At 29.6% G+C, this 17377-nt stretch carries 13 protein-coding genes, 1 pseudogene and 1 riboswitch; of the genes and pseudogenes, 11 read left to right on the forward strand and 3 right to left on the reverse strand.

The features are described 5' to 3' along the window. Positions 1-242: 242 nt before the first annotated feature. Entirely contained in the window at positions 243-737 is a 495-nt protein-coding gene (locus ABDZ93_RS10185) for a hypothetical protein (protein WP_343826055.1), read from the forward strand. A gap of 118 nt (positions 738-855) precedes the next feature. Here the strand turns inward: ABDZ93_RS10185 and ABDZ93_RS10190 are convergent, their stop codons facing one another. Then, positions 856-1611, reverse strand: coding sequence for a creatininase (locus ABDZ93_RS10190; RefSeq protein WP_343826057.1), 756 nt, complete (start codon positions 1609-1611; stop codon positions 856-858). 403 nt (positions 1612-2014) lie between these two features. On the opposite strand from ABDZ93_RS10190, the gene zupT reads away from it, so the two are divergent. The 8 genes and pseudogenes from zupT to ABDZ93_RS10230 all read left to right on the forward strand — a co-directional run bounded on the left by zupT (position 2015) and on the right by ABDZ93_RS10230 (position 13705). Next, positions 2015-2851 carry a zinc transporter ZupT gene (gene zupT, locus ABDZ93_RS10195; protein WP_343826060.1) on the forward strand — a complete coding sequence of 279 codons (837 nt, stop codon included), beginning with the start codon at positions 2015-2017 and terminating at the stop codon, positions 2849-2851. Positions 2852-2872: 21 nt separating this feature from the next. Continuing rightward, entirely contained in the window at positions 2873-4120 is a 1248-nt protein-coding gene (gene uvsE, locus ABDZ93_RS10200; RefSeq protein WP_343826061.1) for a UV DNA damage repair endonuclease UvsE, read from the forward strand. A 140-nt stretch (positions 4121-4260) separates the two neighbouring features. Beyond that, a riboswitch (NiCo riboswitch) is annotated at positions 4261-4359 on the forward strand. 99 nt (positions 4360-4458) lie between these two features. Further along, complete coding sequence (locus tag ABDZ93_RS10205; RefSeq protein ID WP_343826062.1) at positions 4459-6999, forward strand: cation-translocating P-type ATPase; 2541 nt, start codon at positions 4459-4461, stop codon at positions 6997-6999. 282 nt (positions 7000-7281) lie between these two features. Next, a complete protein-coding gene (locus tag ABDZ93_RS10210; protein ID WP_343826064.1) occupies positions 7282-7437 on the forward strand; it encodes a hypothetical protein in 156 nt (51 codons plus the stop codon). A 469-nt stretch (positions 7438-7906) separates the two neighbouring features. After that, positions 7907-8149, forward strand: a pseudogene (locus ABDZ93_RS10215) (winged helix-turn-helix transcriptional regulator). Positions 8150-8285: 136 nt separating this feature from the next. Then, positions 8286-10226, forward strand: a complete 1941-nt coding sequence (locus tag ABDZ93_RS10220) for a sigma-54-dependent Fis family transcriptional regulator (RefSeq protein ID WP_343826066.1) — start codon at positions 8286-8288, stop codon at positions 10224-10226. Between the two features lie 336 nt (positions 10227-10562). Continuing rightward, positions 10563-11642 (forward strand): 2,3-butanediol dehydrogenase, encoded by a 1080-nt coding sequence (locus ABDZ93_RS10225; protein ID WP_343826068.1) that lies wholly within the window; start codon positions 10563-10565, stop codon positions 11640-11642. 296 nt (positions 11643-11938) lie between these two features. Then, positions 11939-13705 (forward strand): PAS domain-containing protein, encoded by a 1767-nt coding sequence (locus ABDZ93_RS10230; RefSeq protein WP_343826070.1) that lies wholly within the window; start codon positions 11939-11941, stop codon positions 13703-13705. Positions 13706-13809: 104 nt separating this feature from the next. Here ABDZ93_RS10230 and ric read toward each other — a convergent pair whose 3' ends face one another. Both ric and ABDZ93_RS10240 read right to left on the reverse strand, forming a co-directional pair. Beyond that, entirely contained in the window at positions 13810-14526 is a 717-nt protein-coding gene (gene ric, locus ABDZ93_RS10235; RefSeq protein WP_343826072.1) for an iron-sulfur cluster repair di-iron protein, read from the reverse strand. A 180-nt stretch (positions 14527-14706) separates the two neighbouring features. Then, positions 14707-15414 (reverse strand): Crp/Fnr family transcriptional regulator, encoded by a 708-nt coding sequence (locus ABDZ93_RS10240; RefSeq protein WP_343826073.1) that lies wholly within the window; start codon positions 15412-15414, stop codon positions 14707-14709. A 199-nt stretch (positions 15415-15613) separates the two neighbouring features. Between ABDZ93_RS10240 and ABDZ93_RS10245 the strand changes: the two genes are divergently transcribed. Both ABDZ93_RS10245 and ABDZ93_RS10250 read left to right on the forward strand, forming a co-directional pair. Continuing rightward, positions 15614-16501, forward strand: a complete 888-nt coding sequence (locus ABDZ93_RS10245) for an AraC family transcriptional regulator (RefSeq protein ID WP_343826075.1) — start codon at positions 15614-15616, stop codon at positions 16499-16501. 297 nt (positions 16502-16798) lie between these two features. Then, the gene (locus tag ABDZ93_RS10250) at positions 16799-17362 is read left to right on the forward strand and encodes a biotin transporter BioY (protein ID WP_343826077.1); all 564 of its coding nucleotides are present in this window, start codon (positions 16799-16801) and stop codon (positions 17360-17362) included. Positions 17363-17377 lie beyond the last annotated feature (15 nt).

The following is a 17377-nucleotide window of genomic DNA, read 5'->3' on the forward strand; positions in this document are numbered from 1 at the left end:
ACTTGAGACTTAGAACTCGTACTTGAAAGACTGATCCCTTTTTCTAAAAACTACTTGACTTATTATAGTTGATCTTTCATTAATGCTTATAGGATAGTATGTGAAATATTCAAAGATTTATTTAATAATTGTCAATAAATTTTATTAACATTATAGAATTTGGCATTTATTTCATGTAACATATAGTTTCTTTGACCATAATATAATAGCAACATAATATGTTATTATATGGAGGAATAATAGTGAAGGAATTTTTAAGTGTTGAAGGAGTAGTTAAAAGTATAGAAGTAATGAAGACTTCAGTAAATGACACATCAGCATGTACAATAATGATGTCAGTAAGAGGCAGAAGAGATGATGATTTTAATTTAGTTGTTAGCAGAGATACTTATTTTGTGGACCATGTTAATATAAGACCTGGCGATCATATAATTGCGTTTTATGATTCATTGGCACCTATGCCATTAATATTTCCACCTCAGTATAGAGCTATTGTTATAGCCAGAAAATCAAAAAAAGAAAATGTCAAGGTATCTCATTTCAATAGAAGATTAGTCAGTAGAGATGATTCACTTAAACTTAATATTAGTAATAAAACACAAATACTACTTGAAAATGGACAGAGCTTTTTAGGAAATATAGAAAATAGAAATCTTGTTGTTGTATATGGAATGAGTACAAAAAGCATACCTGCAATTACGACACCATCACAAATTATAGTTTTATGTGATGATTAGGGGAAAGAAATATAAATAAGCTTTGCCTAGTATGAAAGTATACAAATCATACTAGGCAAAGCTTATTATATTAAATAGAAGCATAATAATTTTATAAATTAAGAGATAATTCTTAGATTTATCTGAAAGCTTCTTCAACTATTTTAACAATGTTTGGAATAACGTCATCTACAATTATCTTTCCTCTTGTAGCTGAAGAGGATTTAGCTGAAGCAAGTACTCCAGTTTCAGGAACGATATCTTTTTCTATAGGATATCGAAAGTAGGTTGCTGGACTGGCGTTTTCTGTATCTAGTATTTTATCTTCTCTAACAAGCTCTGGTGCAAAATACATCATCAATGAAGTCTCTGTAACGGCAGCATGTTCTAAAGCCCATCCAGGGAATGGTACTTCATCAAAAACTTTATCAATTACATCAGGTGACATAGGATTCCACCAGTTAGTAAGAAGAAGCTTCACTTTGTCCCCATATTTTGCAGAACATAAATCCATAGCTTCTATGATAAATGCTTCATTTTCAAAGTGAGCACTCAAAATAAATATTTTTGTAAAGCCATCACGAACAAATTCATCTACTATATCCATTACTAAGGCTTGTAATGTAGCACCATTTAAGTCAATAGTTCCAGGAAATAATGGACCACCACCACTTAATGGTTTTGATTTATATCCATAGGAAATTGTTGGAGCAACTACTCCATTTATTTTTTCTGCTATGCGATAAGCAAACTCTCTTGCTAATACAGAATCTACACAAGTAGGTAAGTGAGGACCATGTTGCTCTGTAGCACCTATTGGTAATATAATCACATCATCTTTTTTCTTTGCAAACTCTTGCCAGGTCATGTTTTCCATTTTAAGATTTTCGTACATAATTAACGTCTCCTTTTCTTAAGTACTTATATAATAAGATTTAAATTTAAGTAATACCATTGTAACATAAGTACACTCGTGGATAATATCCAATACAATGTACAAAAATATAAATAAATCTAATAAAAACATTGGGATAAGAATTATTTTTAAAGAAATTTAAAGAGTAACCTTAGGTGATTTAAGTTTATATGTAGCTAGCATAGTAGTAATTTTAAAATTGTTTATGATATAATTATTATACTGGAAAAGGAAAAATAATTTAAATTATCCTATCATTAGAAAGTTGAATTAAAGTGAAAATTAGTAAAAATAGTAGTAATAGATATTATAATGATTATACAAATTCACGGAAATTATTAACAAGTATATGAATAAAATCTAGAAATTAGGGGGAAAAGATATGGAACAAGTTTTTATTGCCTTTGCATTAACGCTATTTGCAGGGTTAAGTACAGGAATTGGAAGTGCTCTTGCATTTTTTGCTAAAAAGACCAATACAAAGTTTTTATCAATTAGTTTAGGATTTTCTGCAGGAGTTATGATATATGTTTCCATGATAGAAATTTTTGTTGAAGCTAGGAAGTTATTATCCATTGAACTTGGATATAAATTAGGTTCATGGGTTACTGTAGGAGCATTTTTTTCTGGTATGTTAATCATAGCTCTTATTGATAAACTTATACCAAGTGGTGAAAATCCTCACGATATTTATAAAATTGAAGAATTAAATGAGACAGAAAAGAGTAATTTAAAAGATACATCAAAAGATACATCAAAAGATAATAAGAAGTTGCTTAGAATGGGATTGCTTACAGCGCTGGCAGTAGGTATCCATAACTTTCCAGAGGGTTTGGCTACTTTTATTTCTGCATTACAGCAACCATCAATAGCAATACCTATAACAATAGCGATTGCTATTCATAATATTCCTGAGGGTATCGCAGTATCAGTTCCAGTATTTTATGCTACAGGTAGTAGAAAAAAAGCATTTTTATATTCTTTTCTATCTGGACTTTCAGAGCCTCTAGGTGCGATTATTGGTTATTTAGTACTGATGCCATTTATTAACAATATTACCCTTGGAATTATTTTTGCTATAGTGGCTGGTATTATGATATTCATTTCTCTTGATGAATTACTTCCATCTGCAAGAGAATATGGGGAACATCATTTATCTATCTATGGACTGGTAGCAGGAATGGCTGTAATGGCAATTAGCTTATTACTTTTTATTTAAGTAAAAGGACGGTGTCATAAGTTGCTTGAGAAAAATAGAATTGGGTATGCATGTACACCTGCATCTATACCTTATAAAACTTCAAGAAGCTTTTTATTAAAAAATTATAGTGATAATATTTTTAATCAGTGTGTCAGAAATAACATTGATGATTTAATAAATATATTGAAATGGAATGTAAAAAATGAAATATATATGTTTAGGATAAGTTCAGATATAATACCTTTTGGTAGTCACCCCATTAATAACCTAAAGTGGTGGGAGACATATAATAAAGAACTTACAGAGTGTGGAGAATTTATAAAAAATAATAATATTAGGGTTTCTATGCATCCTGGTCAATATACAGTTCTAAATTCTCCTAATGAGGAAGTAGTTAAAAAAAGTATTATGGATCTAGAGTATCATTGCAGATTTTTAGATAGTTTAGGTGTGGACTATTCTAACAAAATTATACTTCATGTTGGAGGGGTATATGGAGATAAAATTTCTGCCATGGAACGATTTAAACATAATTTTAATAGACTATCAAACTCTTTGAAAAAAAGATTGGTAATTGAGAATGATGATAAGAGTTATACCATAGAAGATGTATTAAATATTTGTAATGATATTAAAATACCAGCAGTGTTTGATAATCTTCATCAACAGCTCAATCCTTGTTCTTTAGAGTGGAAGGATATTTTATACTCTGTTAAAAATACATGGAAAGTTGAAGATGGTCCAGTAAAATTTCATTATTCTGATAGAGATATAAGTAAAAAAGGAGGAGCTCATTCTAAGTTTGTTGTTACTAGTAATTTTTTAGATTATATGAAAAGTATTTCAGATTTTAATTCAGATGTTATGCTTGAAGTTAAGGATAAGGAAATATCAGCAATCAAGTGTATTTGCACTCTTAATGAAGACTTACCAATTTCAATAAGGACAGAGCAATGGGCAAAGTATAAGTATTCTTTAATGGAAAAGGACTATTCTTATTATAAAAAATGTAGTAGCTTAGTAACTTCTCATATACCAATGAGAGAAGTGTATATGTATATAGATCAGTGTTTAGAAAAGCCTTTTAGCAAAGATAATTTTATTAATTCAGCACAACATGTTTATGGATATATAAAAGATACAGCAACATTAAAAGAAAAGAATAAATTCAATGAACTTTTAAAAAATCCAAATGGAAATAATATTAAGATAAAAACTTTGTTAAAAAAATTATGCGAAAAATATGAGGTAGATTATATTAATAACTCGTATTATTTTATTTATTAGATTTAATTTTAAATGTAGAGTCAAGGTAAGAAATGTGCTTATTATTTATAATGATCATATATCTTATTTTAAAATTTATTTACAAATCATAGTATGCATGTTATTATTAAAGTATATCTATTTGCACTGCATATAAATCTACAGTACAAACTGAGCAGGCGATGAACTTTTTGGGAGTTCGTGGGGCCGGGCCTTAATTGGCAACAGGATAATTATGATTATATACCTGTGGGACAGTAAAATGTTCTACAGGTTTTTTTTGACCAATTTTAGAACATTTCTGAGGTTTGCAATGCCATAGAGCTATCTTAAATAATTTAAAATTGGAGGTAACTAGTATGACAGAACAACAAATCAAAGCTATGGAAGGGCTTACAAGTGATGAGGCACATTACCGTCAGAAAAAATATGGAAAGAATGAACTTATATCAAAAAAGAAAGAGGGCTTTTTAAACAAAATCTTAAAGGTTATTAGTGAACCAATGTTTTTATTACTAATTGTTGCAGCTGTAATATACTTCATCTTAGGAGAACCGAGAGATGGTAGTATTATGCTTATCTTTGTCGTTGGAATTATTAGTATTGAAGTAATACAGGAATGGAAAACTGATAAAACATTGGATGCATTAAAAGATTTATCAGCACCTCATATAACGGTATGTAGGGATGGAGTTAAAAAGGTAATTAAGAGTGAAGATTTAGTTCCTGATGATATAATGTATATTGAGGAAGGTATTAAGATACCAGCAGATGGCATAATTTTAAAAGAAAGTACACTATGTATTGATGAGTCATCTCTTACTGGAGAATCGGAAGGTGTATGGAAAATATCTAAACAAGATGATAGAGTAGAAACTAATGATTATTGGCGACGTGATTACTGTTATGCTGGAACATTAGTTATACAAGGATCAGGTACAATATTAGTAGACAAAATAGGGTTATCTACTGAATATGGAAAAATAGGAAAGGATATTGTGGAAGCATCAGATAGCCCAACTCCACTCCAAAAGCAAACGGGTAAATTAGTAAAGTTATGTGCATTAATAGCAGCAGTTCTATTTATATTTGTTGGAATAGTAACTTATTTTAACATTTCAGACCATGTTTTTATGGATAGAATTATAGAAAGTATTTTATCTGGTGTCACTCTTGCAATGGCGATGATACCAGAAGAATTCCCAGTTATTCTAACAGTATTTTTATCAATGGGAGCTTGGAGATTAGCTAAAAAGAACTCAATTGTTAGAAGATTACCTTCTGTAGAGACTTTAGGAGCAGTTTCTGTACTTTGCGTAGATAAAACAGGGACAATAACAATGAATAAGATGAAAGTTAGAGATGCTTGGAGTTTTGATAATGATATAAAGTCAGTAGTTAGTACAATGGGAATGGGATGCAAAATAGATGCCTATGATCCTATGGAAAAAGCTATGATATCCTATTGTGAGGAAAATGAAATTACTGAAGATATGATTTTTCATGGTGAATTAATTAAAGAATATGCTTTTAGTAATGAAGACAAAATGATGGGGAATGTTTGGTTAAAAAATAATCAAATAATAGTAGCAGCTAAGGGATCACCTGAGAGTATCGTTAAAATATGCAAGTTAACAGAGAAAGAACAAAAATTAATTGAAGACAAAATTATAGAAATGTCCAGAAAAGGACTTAGAGTTATAGCTATTGGTAGAGCAAAATATGATAGCATAAGCAATGTACCAGACACTCTAAATGAATGCGTTTTGCAATTTTGTGGAATAGTTGGACTTGCAGATCCTCCAAGAGAATCTGTAAAGGAAGACATAAAAACGTGCATAGAGGCTGGAATTAGAGTTGTAATGATAACAGGAGATAATGGTATAACTGCAAGCTCTATTGCTAATCAAATTGGAATGGAGAACATTGATAAAGTAATTACAGGTGATGACATTGACAGAATGAGTGACGAGGAGTTATGTGAAAAAGTTAAACAAGTTAGCATTTTTTCCAGAGTTGTGCCGGAACACAAAATGAGAATTGTTAAAGCTTTCAAGAAAAATGGAGAAATAGTAGCAATGACTGGAGATGGAGTTAATGATGCTCCCGCACTTAAACATGCAGATATAGGTATTGCAATGGGGAAACGTGGCTCAGAGGTTTCAAGGGAAGCTGCAGATTTAATATTACTTGATGATAACTTTTCTACTATAGTAGATACAATAGAAGATGGTAGAAGAATTTATGATAATATAAGAAAGGCTGTTGGCTATGTATTTACAATTCATATTCCTATAGCACTTGCTTCAGTACTTGCTCCTTTATTAGCAATAAGTCCAACAAGTCTTTTGTTACTTCCACTACATGTGGTTTTACTTGAGCTTGTAATTGATCCTACATGTTCTATTGTGTTAGAACGCCAACCAGCAGAGCATGATATCATGAAGAGAAAACCTCGTGATCCTAATGAAAAATTGTTAACGTCTAAAATGCTTTTTAAAAGCATACTTCAAGGGGTTATTATATTTGGAGCATCATTCGGAACTTATTTTGCTTTTTTAAGTAAGTATCCAGATGATGCATCACTTGCAAGAGCAATGGGGTTAACTATTATACTGATGGCTAATATATTATTAGTTCAAGTTAATAGTTCAGATTCGGAATTGGCTATTAAATCTGTTAAGAGGTTAGCTAAAGATAAAGTAATGTGGGGTGTAAGTTTGGGTACAATAGCAGGTCTTTTATTGATACTTTATACTCCAATAAATGTTTTTTTAAAGCTTTCACCTTTATCTTTGAAACAATTTGGAGTAGCTATTTTCATATCTATAATTTCAGTAAGTTGGTATGAAATTGTAAAAATAGTCAAGGCGACCAATAAAAATCATATAGCTAGATAAAGAGTGAATTAATAAGTTATAGTAGTAGAAGACTTTATAAAGTTAGATGAAAAATAGAGTACTATCATCATGGTAGTACTCTATTTTTTTATTCGTAATTATACTAAAAATTATAGGTTACTGCGACGTTTAAACTTAGTCTTCGATTAAGGGCGTTGTTATATGTTATTTTAAATGCTCAATGGTACCATCATAGTATCTTATATTATCTATATTATGATTTAAAAATATGTTACATACTCAGCGAAAGCATTATACAATATATTCAGTTAATGGGACGCTATGGAAATAAGTAGTTTAGAAAAAAATCAAGAAGAATTAGGTAATTTAGGAATAGTTAAATTAATAGTGAAATTTTCTATTCCTGCGATTATAGGCATGGTAGTAAATATGATGTATAATGTGGTAGATAGAATTTATATTAGACCATTAATCTAAGGAACCTTATGTAATTTACGTGCATTTGGATTAAATCACTCTATAAACTCTGATGGGAATCCTAAGATATCTATATTTACAGTTATTACTATATAGCGTGTAGGTTGAATATTTGTACAGAAGGTGCCAATCCTCCAGTTTCAATCAGAGAGTGAAGAGATTTTTCTGCTATTTTATAAGATTTAACATTTTTTATACTTCTTCTATTTTGTATTACTTCTATGCAGTTCCATAAAAACACTCTTTATATTTTTAGTAGATTGTAATAATAATTTTTATTTTATATACTGGCTATATATTTAAATTTAATAGTATGCACTTTTATGTAAGATACTATATAAAAGGAGTGTAATATTGAAATGTCTAATGTATAGTAGGATAAATGAAATGCCATTTAGAATACACTCAAAAGGTTATTGACTTAAAATATAAACATATAATTATTTGATATTTATCTACTAAAGGAGTTATGATATATGGAGAGTTAAAAAGAACTTTAACAGATATGTTACATAAAATATTGTCTCAGCAGCTTAAAGAGCTAGGAGGGGATAAATTAATTCATAGGGAGTAATATCATCAGATTCCACCTAATGTAGAATATTCTATTACAGATAGGGGGAGGACCATACTTCCAATATTAGGGCTTATGCATAAGTTGTTTCGGAATAAACTAAATCTAAAGTTTATAAATTTTAAATTTAGGTTTTAGAAAATTAGAAGCAGCTTATTTTATTTATTAGATTTAGTTCTAGGTATATATTTTTTCCATGGTGATATAAAACAAATACTAAAATAATAAATTTATTGTTTTAAGTATATATTTCTTAAGGGGTGGGAGTGTAAGAATGGATAATTATACGGAATTCATTACAAAAGCATGGAATGAATTTGTGAAATACGGTATAGATAATAAAAAAGTTAAAAAAGATATAAGAGATTCATGGATAAGATGTAAAGAGTATAATGTAGACTATATGGATGGAAGAGGTGTTGAGGAATACAAAGCTCCTGTAGGAATTAAAGTTAAAGAGAATATAGAATTAGTTTCAGTAGCACATTCTATAATGGAGAATTTGTATAACACCATATCAGGTTCAGGCTTTGCTTTATTCCTTGCAGATAAAGATGGATATATACTAGATGTTATTGGTGATGATAGTATTTTAGAAAAAGCTAGGGATTTAAGATTTACAAAGGGAGCCTTATGGTCAGAAAAAGCAGTAGGAACTAATGCTATAGGAACTTGCTTATATCTAAATAAACCAATTCAAACTATTGGGGCTGAGCATTATGGTATACAACAACATTCTTGGACGTGTTCATCAGCACCTATACATGATAGTGATGGGAAAATAATAGGGTGTATAAATATGTCTGGCATATGCAAGGATGCACATCTACATACTTTAGGAATAGTTATTGCAGCAGCTGAATCCATAAAGAAACAGTTAGAACTTATATTATCCTATAATTTATTAAATATAACTTTTGATTCCATTGTAGAGGGAATGATAGTAATAGATGAAAAATTTAATATTAAGAGAGTGAATCATAGGGCAGAAAATATTTTAGATATGAATCAAGATGAAATATTTGAAATAAATATAAAAGAAGCTTTAGGTAATTTAAATTTTGATTACATTATAGAAAATTATGAGGAAGCGTATAATAACATAGAATGTGACTTTAATATTAATAATAAAAGAATAAAATGTATATTAAATGTTGTGCCTATGAATGTTAATAATAGGTCTATGGGAGTAGTTATAACTTTTAGAGAAAGTAAATCTGTACATAGGCTTGTAAATAAAGTGGTAGGATATAAGGCTAACTATAAGTTTAAAGACATTGTAACTAGTAACGATAAAATGATAAATATGATAAATTTTGCAAAAAGGGCTTCTAGAAGTGATTGCAATATATTAATAGAAGGACCTAGCGGCACGGGAAAAGAACTGGTAGCTCAAGCTATACATAATTATAGTCAAAGAAGTGATGGACCTTTTGTAGCTGTAAACTGTGCTTCAATTCCTAGAGACCTAATGGAAAGTGAATTTTTTGGTTATGATAAGGGCGCTTTTACTGGAGCGGCTAAAGAGGGACATCCAGGAAAATTTGAATTAGCAGATGGTGGAACAATTTTCTTAGATGAATTAGGAGAACTTCCTTTAGATATGCAATCGAAATTATTAAGAGTTTTAGATAACAATACCATAGTTAGAGTAGGCGGAAATTACGAAAAGAAATTAGATGTAAGGATAATAGGAGCAACCAATAAAGAGTTGAAAAAAGAGGTAAGTAAAAAAACTTTTAGAGAAGATTTGTATTACAGGTTAAATGTAATGAATATAAAAACCATCCCTTTAAAGGAAAGAAAGGAAGATATAGAGACATTAGCAAGATACTTTGTTAATAGTCTTAATTTTAAAAATAAAGATAAATATAAACTAATAAAAACAGATTATATAAATGGACTAAAAAAACATGATTGGCCTGGAAATGTAAGAGAACTTAGAAATGCTATAGAAAGGGATTATTATTCTAGTGAAAAGGATATAATTTGTGTACAATCTTTGGAAAAGTCACAAATAATAGAAGCTAATTTTAATAATGAGAAAGCAAGTGATGTAGATGAAATAGTACCTATAGATATTTTAGAAAGAGAAAGTATAATAAAAGCTATTAACTTTTGCGGAGGTAACATATTAAAGTCTGCAGAAATGTTAGGAATAAGTAGAGCTACTATTTATAGAAAAATAAAAAAATATAACATAAATGACCTATAAATTACTTTGTTTTTTTATTATCAATGATTAGAATCATACATGTATCAAAATGAGAATTAAAAATAATAAATCTCAAGATGAGACACTAAGTTGTGTATTATTTTGAGATTTTTTAATTGGCTATAAAAATTAAATTTTTAAATAAGGTTTAAAGTAAATTTAATTATAAATATAGAATGGGACTCAATGTAGTCATTTTCATAGCTGCAGGCAAAATAGGGTGAATAATGTTTTAAAAAGTATTTTAAGCAATGATTTTGGCATAAGTCTTGCATAATAAATATGTGAGAATATTAACAATATATTAGATTATATTTTTTAGGAGGTACTTTTATTATGAAAGCAGCATTATGGTATGCTAAGAAAGATATTAGGGTTGAAGAGGTAGATGAACCAAAGGTTACTAAAGGAAATATAAAAATTAAAGTTAAATGGTGTGGAATATGTGGTTCAGATTTGCATGAATATTTAGGAGGACCTATTTTTATACCTGTTGGACAACCTCATCCTTTAAGTGGGAATATAGCACCAGTAGTTCTAGGGCACGAATTTTCAGGGGAAGTTGTAGAAGTAGGAGAAGGAGTAACAAAATTTCAAATAGGTGATAGAGTTATTGTAGAACCTATAGTAGCTTGTGGAGAATGTCCAGCATGTAGAGAAGGTAAATACAATCTGTGCTCTTCCTTAGGATTTCACGGACTTTGTGGTAGTGGTGGAGGACTTGCAGAATATACTGTATTTCCAGAAGAATATGTGCATAAAATGCCAGAGGGGATGACTTATGAACAAGGAGCTTTAGTAGAACCAATGGCGGTAGCACTTCATTCTATTAGAATTGCTAATTTTAAAACAGGAGATACTGCCATAGTACTTGGTTCAGGACCAATAGGTCTTGCAACTATTGAATGCTTAAAAGCGGCAGGAGCAAAATTAGTAGTAGTGTTACAAAGAAAATCAATAAGACAGGAATATGCAAAGAGGGCAGGAGCAGATGTTGTTCTTGATCCAAATGAAGTTGATATAGCTATGGAGGTTAAAAAACTTACTGGTGGAACAGGTGTAGATGTTGCCTTTGAAACTACAGGAGCAAAGATAGGCTTTGATATAGGCATAGATAGTCTAAAATATGAAGGAACTATGGTAATAACAAGTATTTGGGAAGATGAAATAAACTTTAACCCTAATGTCTTAGTATTTTCTGAAAAGAAAATAGTAGGAACTTTAGCCTATAGACATGAGTTTCCAGCAACAATTGCGCAAATGAGCGATGGAAGAATTAAGGCAGAAGGATATATAACTAAGAAAATAGCACTTGAAGATATAGTTGAAGAAGGATTTGGAGCCTTGACCGGTCCTGAAAAGAAAAAACATGTGAAAATTCTTGTAACTCCAGATAAAGCTCTTTTAAATAAATAAGAAAATAGAAAAATATACCCTTATAAGCTAAAGGTTTATAAGGGTATATTTTTTTATTAGAGATCAGAGAAAATGTAGATAATTAATTAGTTTTATGGAATCAGTTTGTTTTTTTAGTTGTATAAAAATTTTAATGTATTGTGATAGTAATCACATAATAAATAAAGAAAAGATGATATATTATAAATGAAAAATATTATCAATTGAATAAGAAAATCAACTAATGCGAATCATTATCATTAAATATAGATGTAAACTTAAGCTATTATAAATTTATATGGAGAGGATGGAAATATATGAGAAAACAAATTAATTACATTACTATCGATGGACGCGGAGAGCATGAGACTTTTAAAGATTGTATTACTAAAGCACTTCAAGATATAAATCCACAAGAAGGGATACATGTTATTAAGGATTTTGAACCTTTTCCTATGTATAAGATGATGGAAGAAAAGGGTTTTGATAAATATTTAGAAAAAATAAGTGATGAAGAATTTCATGTTTATTTTACTCCAAAAGATGAAGTAGGGAAGATTCAAATGGAAGAAAACTTGAAAATTGATCGTAAAAAAATTGATAAGATTATGACTATTAAACTTAATTATCTAAAGGGGAATATATCTTTACAAGCAGCAAAAAAGGAGATGCAAACATCCTTTAAAAGTGTAACAGCTCAAGAGTTTGCTATATGTGAACAATATCTTCAACAATATGGGATTTCAGATGATGTATTAGCAGAAAGAATGGATGAAATTCTAGAAATTTTTGATGGAGTGTTGGTGAGGAATAAACTAGATGTTCCATTAGGGCATCCAATTAGAACTTACCTAGATGAGGTAGAAGCTATAAGAATTGTCTTAAATCAAATTATAAATATGATTGAAAAAAAGTTTATAAAGAATCAATGGGCTGAGATCTATGATAAACTCGAAGAAATTAATATTCATTTTGCGAGAAAACAAAACCAACTGTATCCCTCACTTGAGAGTAGAGGATTTGATAAACCTTCTAAGGTTATGTGGACTCTAGAAAATAATATTAAAGATATTATAAAAAAAGCAAAGGGATATTTGGATGATAATGAAGATGAAAAATTTATAAATATTCAGAATGAAGTAGTTGAGATGGTAGAGGATATGATGGTAAAAGAAGAAGAAATTCTTTATCCAACTTCCATGGATCTTCTTTCTGAGGAAGATTTCATTAAAATGAGAAGAGGGGATGATGAGATTGGATATTGTCTGATTAAACAGCCTCCTTTCTATGGAAATGAAGAAAGAAAAGATAAAGAGATCTCTTCAAATAATGAATTTTTAAAGGATTTAGCCAATGTCCTACAAAAACATGGGATTCTTAATACATCATCAAAGAGTGAAGTATTAGATGTAAGTCAAGGTAAGTTAACTCTTGAACAGATTAACTTGATTTTTAAACACCTTCAAGTAGATTTATCCTATGTTGATGAGAATGAAATTGTAAAATTCTATAGTGATACTAAGCATAGAGTATTTCCAAGAAGTGCTGGTGTAATTGGAAGAAAGGTTCAGAACTGTCATCCGAGAGAGAGTGTAGATACCGTAGAAGAAATTATTAGGGCATTTAGAGAAGGAGAGCAAGATGAGGCTGAGTTCTGGTTAGAGATTGGTGGTAAGTTTATTTATATCATTTATAATGCAGTAAGAGATGAAGATGGTAATTTTAGGGGTGTACTGGAAATGATGCAGGATGTCACTAAAATTAGAGGCTTAGAGGGAAGTCAGAGATTATTGTCTTGGAGTAATAAAAAGCAGGATACTAAGAATATAGAGAGTAATAGTGTAGAGATACAAAATAAGTATGTAATTAAAAAAGAAACCATCATAGGAGATTTAGTGAAAGAATATCCATTTATAAAGGAATTCTTATTTAATCTTTCTCCTAAGTTTAATAAATTAAAGAATCCGATACTATTTAAAACCATGTCTTCTATAGCCACTATAGAAATGATTAGTGAAAGAGCCGGATTTAAGATTGAGGACCTTATTGATAAAATTGTTGAGGAAATCAATACTAATAAGTAAAGGTTAGAACCTAAGTATATGGTAGAGAGCAGTAATAGAAAAGCCTAAGGATATAAATTATTCTTAGGCTTTTACATTTTATTTGCTGATTTTAAGAAAGTTGCTTATAAATGTTTGTTTACATCCAAGGTTATTCTCTTAAATAGAATATTGTTTTCAAGGTGTATATGCTGGAATAAGTCAGCCTCTAGTTCCTCAAGAGTTTTAAAAGTTATAACGTAGGTGTTACAACCGTCATTAGGAACTTTAAAATCATCTGTAATTTTTCTAAGTTCCTTTAGGATATCCCCCGCAGCTTCATGCTCATCCTCAGTTTCATTAATTACCTCATCAATATTTTGAAGTTGTTTAACACTTGGATTTTTATCATATTTTTTAATTAATGGGAAAAGAATTTGTTCTTCCTTCAGTAGATGTTGCTCCAGCTCAGTTTTAAGCATTGAAAAAAGCTTATGGACTCTGAACAGTACCTTATGGTTTATACCATGAACTTGCATTATTTTTGTTGTTAATTCTCCTAATTCAGGAAGTACTCTCTTAGTATAGGCATGGTGAGTATTTTCAATATGGTCAATTAATTCACTTGATGTCAATGCCCTAAAATCTATGGATACTTCTTTTGTATTATTACTTTCTTCAAAAATCTCATTTATTTTATTTAATATTAGATTTTCATCAAGATGTAATTCATAGAGTACATCTGTAAGCGGTCTATTACCTCCACAGCAAAAATCAATTTTATATTGTTTGAAAATTTCACTAGCCTTAGGCATAATTGAAACAATTTCTCCTACGGTTTGAGAACTGTTAAATTTATTCATATATATTCCTCCAATACAGTATTATTTATAAATTTCTTACTTATAACTTTATAATATATTAGTTCTCTGAAATATTCTGTGACTGGAGTCATAGTTTTAAAAGAATAAAAAGAGGTTGTAACAATACTAATTAAGATTTAGTTTGCTTTGCGACAACCTTATTCATTCATATTCAACTTTCTAATGTTTTAAAGCATTCATATTTAGTATTAAAATACGTTTATTTCCTATCATATTAATAACACCTTCGTCTTGTAATACACTTAATTTTCTACTAACCGTTTCTCTTGCAGTACCTATGTAATTAGCTATTCCTTCACGACTTAAAGGAAGCTCTACAATAATACCACTAGGGTGTTTTTTTCCATATCTTTCTGCAAATTCAAGAAGTAGTGAATTTATACGCCATTCGATGTTTTTAGTACCCATATTTTGCACTGAACTCTCTATTTTATCCATTCGGGTACACAATTCTTCTATGATTTTAATTCCTATCTTAGGATAATTAATTAAAAGTTTTTGAAAGTCATTTTTATTTATCATGCAAATATAAGTAGTTTCAAGTGCTTCAACATTATAGGTGGATTGTTGATTATTTAAGAGATTTTTTTCACCAAAGAAGTCACCTTGATCAAATATATATAGAATCTGTTCTTTACCTTCGATAGTATACCGAAATACTTTTACCTTGCCTTTATCTATAATAATTAAATTTTCTAAATAACTTTCTTCCATTATAATTAGCTCACCCTTTTCATATTTCCTTTTTACAACTAAGATAGCTACCTTACTTAATTCTTCAGAAGTTAAACTTGAGAAAATAGGAACTCTTTCTACACATAATTTATGAAGACAGTTTTCGCAATTACATTTTTCATGTTCATTCATGAATAATCACATCCTTACTTATGAGTTGATAAGCTATTTTTAATAATATAACACTGAATTTCTTTAAAATTAATATACCATTAAAGTATTCAAAAGTGAATATTGGGTTTTAAATTTAAGATTTTAGCAAAATAGGAACAGCAACAATTTTAAAGACTTGATATAATAAAGTTACCCTAGGGAAAAGGTTGTGATAGAAGTGAATTACAGTAAAGATATTGATAGGTGTATTGAATTTATAGAGAACAATATTAAAGAGACTCTTACTGTAAAGGAGATTGCTGATTACGTTGGTTATTCTGTAAACCACTTTTGTAGAGTGTTCGCATTATGTAAAGGGGTATCCATAATGGAATACCTTAGAAAGCGTAAATTATCATTATCGGCAATAGAATTATTTAAAGGAAGAAAGATTATTGATATTGCTTTTGAATATGGCTTTGAAACACCTAGTGGATTTTCAAAGGCATTCCGGAAAGCTTTTGGATATAGTCCAACGCAATATGTATCTAGAATGGATGGGTATTTTAATAAGGAAACAACATTTAAAATTGGAGGTTATATTATGAATCCTATTATTGTTAAAAAGCCAGCTTTTAAGGTAGCTGGATATGGAATAAAGACTAATATTGGAGGAACAAGCTATACAAAGGATATTGCATCCTTTTGGAGTAATTATGATGGAGAAAATTTAGAATCAAAGATGTATGAAATCTTAAAGCCTCCTAAACATGGAGAAGTTGGGTTATGTGTTCCAACAGATGAAGGAGGAAATGTAAGCTATCTTTTAGGAGTTATTGTGGAGGATTTCTCTAAAGTTACAAGTGATATGATTACAGTAGAAGTGCCAGAAGCTGAGTATGCAGTATTTACTACTCCACCAGTGGATGTCACTGTAGATCCTCAGCAAATTGAATTTTCAGATGTAATTAAAGAAACGTGGAGATATATATTTGAAGAATGGTTTAAAGATAGTGGATATATCTATGACGAAGGTAAATTGGATTTTGAATTTTATGATGAACGCTGCCATTACAGACCAGATACAGTTATGGAAATCTATGTTCCAGTAAAGAAGCTGTTTTAAAATTAGTTAAATATTAAGGTACAGGCTAAACTTTTGTGAAATCATCAAAGAATTTTGAAATAGAGCCTATGCAAAATAATAAATATAAAACTTGATAAATTAGAGAGCATTGTTCTATAAAGAGCATGCTCTTTAATTTTTGTTTACTTGCTAATAATACTTAATGCATTTTTAGTATAGAGTAAAGAAAAAATACTTATAGCAATATCGTAAACTATAATTATAAACATGGTTGACAATGTGAAAATTCTTAATTATAATCAAAACCATAAAATAAATATTTTAAGGAGTAGATTTATGAAAAACACTAATAATACTAGAAACTTAATTTTAGTAGCCATGTTTGCAGCTTTAACAGCTATCGGTGCATTTATTAAAATTCCAATACCCTATGTACCATTTACCCTTCAATACTTATTTTGTGCTTTAGCAGGTGTTATTTTAGGTTCTAAGCTAGGTGCACTATCCCAAATAGTTTATGTTATGGTAGGCCTTGCAGGTGTACCAGTGTTCACTGAAGGTGGAGGCTTGAGCTATATATTTAAACCTACTTTTGGATATCTTATAGGATTTATAGTAGCTACCTGCGTTATAGGGAAGATAAGAGAAAAAATTAAGGAATTAACTTTTACTAAAGCTATGGGAATGCTTTTAGCTGGATTATTTTTTGTTTATTTATTTGGAGTTATATATCTTTATATCAGCTATAACTTATATTTAGGACAACCTATGTCATTATACTTAGCATTTTTTAATGGCTTTTTAGTATGTATAGCTGGAGATTTAGTTTTAACAGCTTTTGCAGCTTATGTAGCAGTAAAAATAATACCTATATTAAAAAGAAATGGATATATAAATTAAATGTGAAAGAAGGTT

It is taken from the genome of Clostridium subterminale (assembly GCF_039521425.1).
Lineage (GTDB): Bacteria > Bacillota > Clostridia > Clostridiales > Clostridiaceae > Clostridium_J > Clostridium_J subterminale.

Bases quoted from the DNA above. Each gene is read 5' to 3' on its own strand.
- ABDZ93_RS10210 (WP_343826064.1), top strand. From the start codon at position 7,282: ATGGAAATAAGTAGTTTAGAAAAAAATCAAGAAGAATTAGGTAATTTA.
- ABDZ93_RS10250 (WP_343826077.1), top strand. From the start codon at position 16,799: ATGAAAAACACTAATAATACTAGAAACTTAATTTTAGTAGCCATGTTT.
- ABDZ93_RS10225 (WP_343826068.1), top strand. From the start codon at position 10,563: ATGAAAGCAGCATTATGGTATGCTAAGAAAGATATTAGGGTTGAAGAG.
- ric (WP_343826072.1), bottom strand. From the start codon at position 14,526: ATGAATAAATTTAACAGTTCTCAAACCGTAGGAGAAATTGTTTCAATT.
- ABDZ93_RS10205 (WP_343826062.1), top strand. From the start codon at position 4,459: ATGACAGAACAACAAATCAAAGCTATGGAAGGGCTTACAAGTGATGAG.
- ABDZ93_RS10190 (WP_343826057.1), bottom strand. From the start codon at position 1,611: ATGTACGAAAATCTTAAAATGGAAAACATGACCTGGCAAGAGTTTGCA.
- ABDZ93_RS10230 (WP_343826070.1), top strand. From the start codon at position 11,939: ATGAGAAAACAAATTAATTACATTACTATCGATGGACGCGGAGAGCAT.
- zupT (WP_343826060.1), top strand. From the start codon at position 2,015: ATGGAACAAGTTTTTATTGCCTTTGCATTAACGCTATTTGCAGGGTTA.
- ABDZ93_RS10240 (WP_343826073.1), bottom strand. From the start codon at position 15,414: ATGAATGAACATGAAAAATGTAATTGCGAAAACTGTCTTCATAAATTA.
- ABDZ93_RS10220 (WP_343826066.1), top strand. From the start codon at position 8,286: ATGGATAATTATACGGAATTCATTACAAAAGCATGGAATGAATTTGTG.